The 3,509-nt window shown below is 32.3% G+C and carries 2 protein-coding genes and 1 pseudogene; all 3 read left to right on the forward strand.

Features of this window, described 5'->3' with window-relative positions; translation table 11 throughout:
• A pseudogene (locus AACX68_RS05660) lies at positions 1-434 on the forward strand (IS5 family transposase); the annotation flags it as partial.
• A 305-nt stretch (positions 435-739) separates the two neighbouring features.
• Positions 740-1,387, forward strand: coding sequence for a hypothetical protein (locus AACX68_RS05665; protein WP_228860809.1), 648 nt, complete (start codon positions 740-742; stop codon positions 1,385-1,387).
• A gap of 1,083 nt (positions 1,388-2,470) precedes the next feature.
• On the forward strand, positions 2,471-3,361 hold the full coding sequence (locus tag AACX68_RS05670) for a LysR family transcriptional regulator (protein WP_228860810.1): 891 nt from the start codon (positions 2,471-2,473) through the stop codon (positions 3,359-3,361).
• Positions 3,362-3,509 lie beyond the last annotated feature (148 nt).

A 3,509-nucleotide genomic window follows, 5' to 3' on the forward strand; every position in this document is an offset into this window, starting at 1 on the left:
TCAAGGAGGTAATCAGGATATGGGGATCACAAAAGGGGGCTCAATACCAAGATACATTTGGCCGTGGATGCGCATGGTATGCCAGTCAGAATTATTATTACAAGCGGTACCGCAGCGGATTGTTCACAAGCTGAGCACTTAATTGAAGGGCTCGATGCAGAGCATCTTTTGGCGGATAGGGGGTATGATAGCAATGCAATAGTAGAAAAAGCTGAACAGCAAGGTATGCACGTCCAGATCCCCAGCCGAAAAAATCGGAAAATCACCCGAGAATATGATTGTGAACTCTACCGGCTTCGCCATTTGGTTGAAAATGCTTTTCTCCACCTTAAACACTGGTGTGGTATAGCCACTCGCTATGCAAAAATAGTGCGTCCTTTCTTGCCGCAGTGCAAATCCGTTGTCTCGTTATTTGGTTGAATATTTCATTATGATACTATCTAGTAATAAAATTATTAAAGGTCATTAAAAATTATTTAATTATATAAAGGTATGCATTAAAAAACAATTATAAAAATGATAAGGCTTATTATAAAAAATAATAGTCATTCTTATGTTTATATAATCTGTTGTTTTTTATTTCGCTATCTAGCGATAATTAAATTAATTGCACGTGATAACTTTTTTTCATTAGTTTTATTTTTTTTGTTTTTATATTTTAATTAAATGTTAATGCAGTAACTTATAGGATTTGTGATGTTTATTTTCATTTTATGAATAAAACAAAGGAAAATTAATTATGGCTGACATTATTAATCAGAAACAAACTCAACTTAAAGATGTAAAAACAGTTGATATTGCTGGTGATGACCGCATTGTTGTATACTCCAGTTTTGGTGTTAAGCCTGATAATATCATAGAACAGTATCCGCCTGTTTGTGGTAACGAAACGGCTAATAATGTTATTAATTGTTATAATTTATCTAATTATAAAAATAATAAAGTAGTAGTTGGTTTGACTGGCGATGTAAATAGGGCTGCGTTATTTGTAGTGGTTAATAAGAATCGTTTAGCACCTTCAGATTCTAGCGTTACTTTAATGATGAATATAGATGCCTGTCTAGGTGTTTCGAGTACCTATGGAATAAATGGACCAATATATATGTCTCCAGATAGTGATCATGTTACTTTTTCTATTCCTTATCATGACGTGGCTGGAGCATTTAAACGGGGAGATTGTCGGATTAATGGTGGTCCTCCATTTGGATATGGTTCTATTCAGTTCACATTTTATTCAGATGTAGTTAACAATCTTTCCCCCGCTTGGCAGGGAAGAATTATCACTTGTGGTTCAGCTTATCAAGGATGTTCAGGTCCTGGTTGCCCTGACCATAGTTATGACTGTCCGGACTGTGCAACTGATTGTCCTGATTACCCTAATGGCTAGGATGAAAAATATCCTTTTGTAAGAAAATAGAATAAATATAACGTTACATTAGTCTTGAGAATAGATACTTGATTAAGTTAGCACCCATATTTATGGGTGCTAATAACAGCGGAACTATTTTCTTGAAATATTTTTATGTGGTCATTATATTTGTGAATAATTGACGTTTTAAATTTTGTATAATCATCGGTCTTTCTGTTCTGATAAATACTATTCAAATACATATGGTTTCTATTTTACTAAACATAATATACACTTCGTCTTTCAAGTCGCCTCTTTGTTGGCTACGCTCGCTCACCCCAGTCACATAGTTATCTATGCTACCGGGGATGAACTCCCTTGCCGCTGCGATGCATCTTGAAATCCATGGTGTATAAATTGAAATGGATATTGTTTGAGTAATAATTCGCTTTAAAATTAATTTTTATAATTTTTATAATTTTTATAATTTTTATAATTTTTATAATTTTTATCCTACCGTCGTTTCTAAATTCATTTTACTTTACTTGATATGCTTTAATTATAAAATGAAAGTTATTTGTAATACCTTACTGATAAAATAATAGTTATTTCATTGCAAGTAAAAAATTAACCACCATTTATTTTTTCATTATGCGAGTAAATCAGGCTTATATGCTTTTATGTGTTTTTGTTATTAATCTATTCACTTGTGATTTGATTATATGGTATTTTATTAAAATAATGTTTGATTTAATCAATTTTTGGATTGATGTTATTAAGTTATTTGATGTAAAGGTTATTGTTTTTGAAAATGTCAATAACTGTAATGAATGAAGTGAAAAACGTGGTTTATGTATAAATGATTTAATTATTTTGAGGAGGTGAGATTATCTTTTTGTAGTATTGAATTCTTTACTTCCATTACCAGTGTTATTATAAATTACCGTGATTAAGAAGTCGTGGTAAATCTTTTGCTAATTGTATCCTTATTAACTAACATTTCATTAGTCAACGTTTTTACCAGTAGTTCCGATAAGACCTTTGGCAAAGCGCTAAGTTAAAATGCTATCACCATGAATCTGTAATGTTTTGTAGTTATTAACAACCATTGGGCGAAAGAACATGGATATACGCAATCTTGAAGCTTTCATCGTTTTGGCTGAGACTCTTAATTATCACAAGGCATCAGAGAGGCTTTACCTTTCTCAGCCTGCTTTGACGAAAAAAATACATGGTCTGGAAGATATTCTGGGGGCTGAATTATTCAGAAGAGGACCAAATGGAACAAAATTAACAGATTTTGGTCAGAAAACATTGGAAAATGCCAGAAAATTTTTAACGCATTATGAACAATTTAAAAGCCAGGTGCAGTTTGATTCAAAAAAGGAAGTGACCCGGCACTTATATGTCGGCTCGTGTTTTCCTATCCATAATTATTCTCAAATCGAGAATCAGCTTGCAGAGAAAAAAGGTAATATTGTACTGGCTCTGATGACCGGTTTGTCAGTTGAGCAGCAGGTTAATTTACTTAATGCGGGTATGCTGCATGTGGCCGTTATGCCTCTGATAGCGGCAAAACCGTTTGACGTAAAAAAAACATTTACTGAGAAATTAGTTTATATTTTTAAGAAGAGGAGCCCGTTGATATCTAAATTCAGAATAGGAAATAGTCAGTATGGCAGTAAGAATTCTCTGACGATGGCGAGTGAAAAAAAAGAAAATACTGATTTGAATGACTGTCTTAATGTTTTTCCTATTTATAGTAGTGATAATATGAATTTGTTATTAAAAACAAATGATATCATGTTGATAATGGAGATGATTACAAAAAATGGTACTTACACATGTGTGCCTAAGAGAATGATAAGTGCAATTCCGGATTATTATTTGAATTCTCTGGAGTTTGTTGAAACAGATAAGAAAATAGACTTAGGTGTCGTATGGAGTAAGACAATAGATGAGGATTTGATTCGTGATGCTGAAAGCTTTTCTGCATGGGTGATCAATCTTTAAAATAACAGTCTAAATAGTCAGTGAATCATTTTTTTATTGTTAATGCTTTTTCAAAGCAGATTATAAATAGTAAGATCGTGAGATTTTTATGATGATTATAAATATTTCTGTTAATCGATGTGTGAAAGATATTTCTTAATTATATGAT

This window comes from Xenorhabdus sp. PB61.4 (assembly GCF_963894935.1).
GTDB lineage: Bacteria > Pseudomonadota > Gammaproteobacteria > Enterobacterales > Enterobacteriaceae > Xenorhabdus > Xenorhabdus stockiae.

Bases quoted from the DNA above. Each gene is read 5' to 3' on its own strand.
- AACX68_RS05670 (WP_228860810.1), top strand. From the start codon at position 2,471: ATGGATATACGCAATCTTGAAGCTTTCATCGTTTTGGCTGAGACTCTT.
- AACX68_RS05665 (WP_228860809.1), top strand. From the start codon at position 740: ATGGCTGACATTATTAATCAGAAACAAACTCAACTTAAAGATGTAAAA.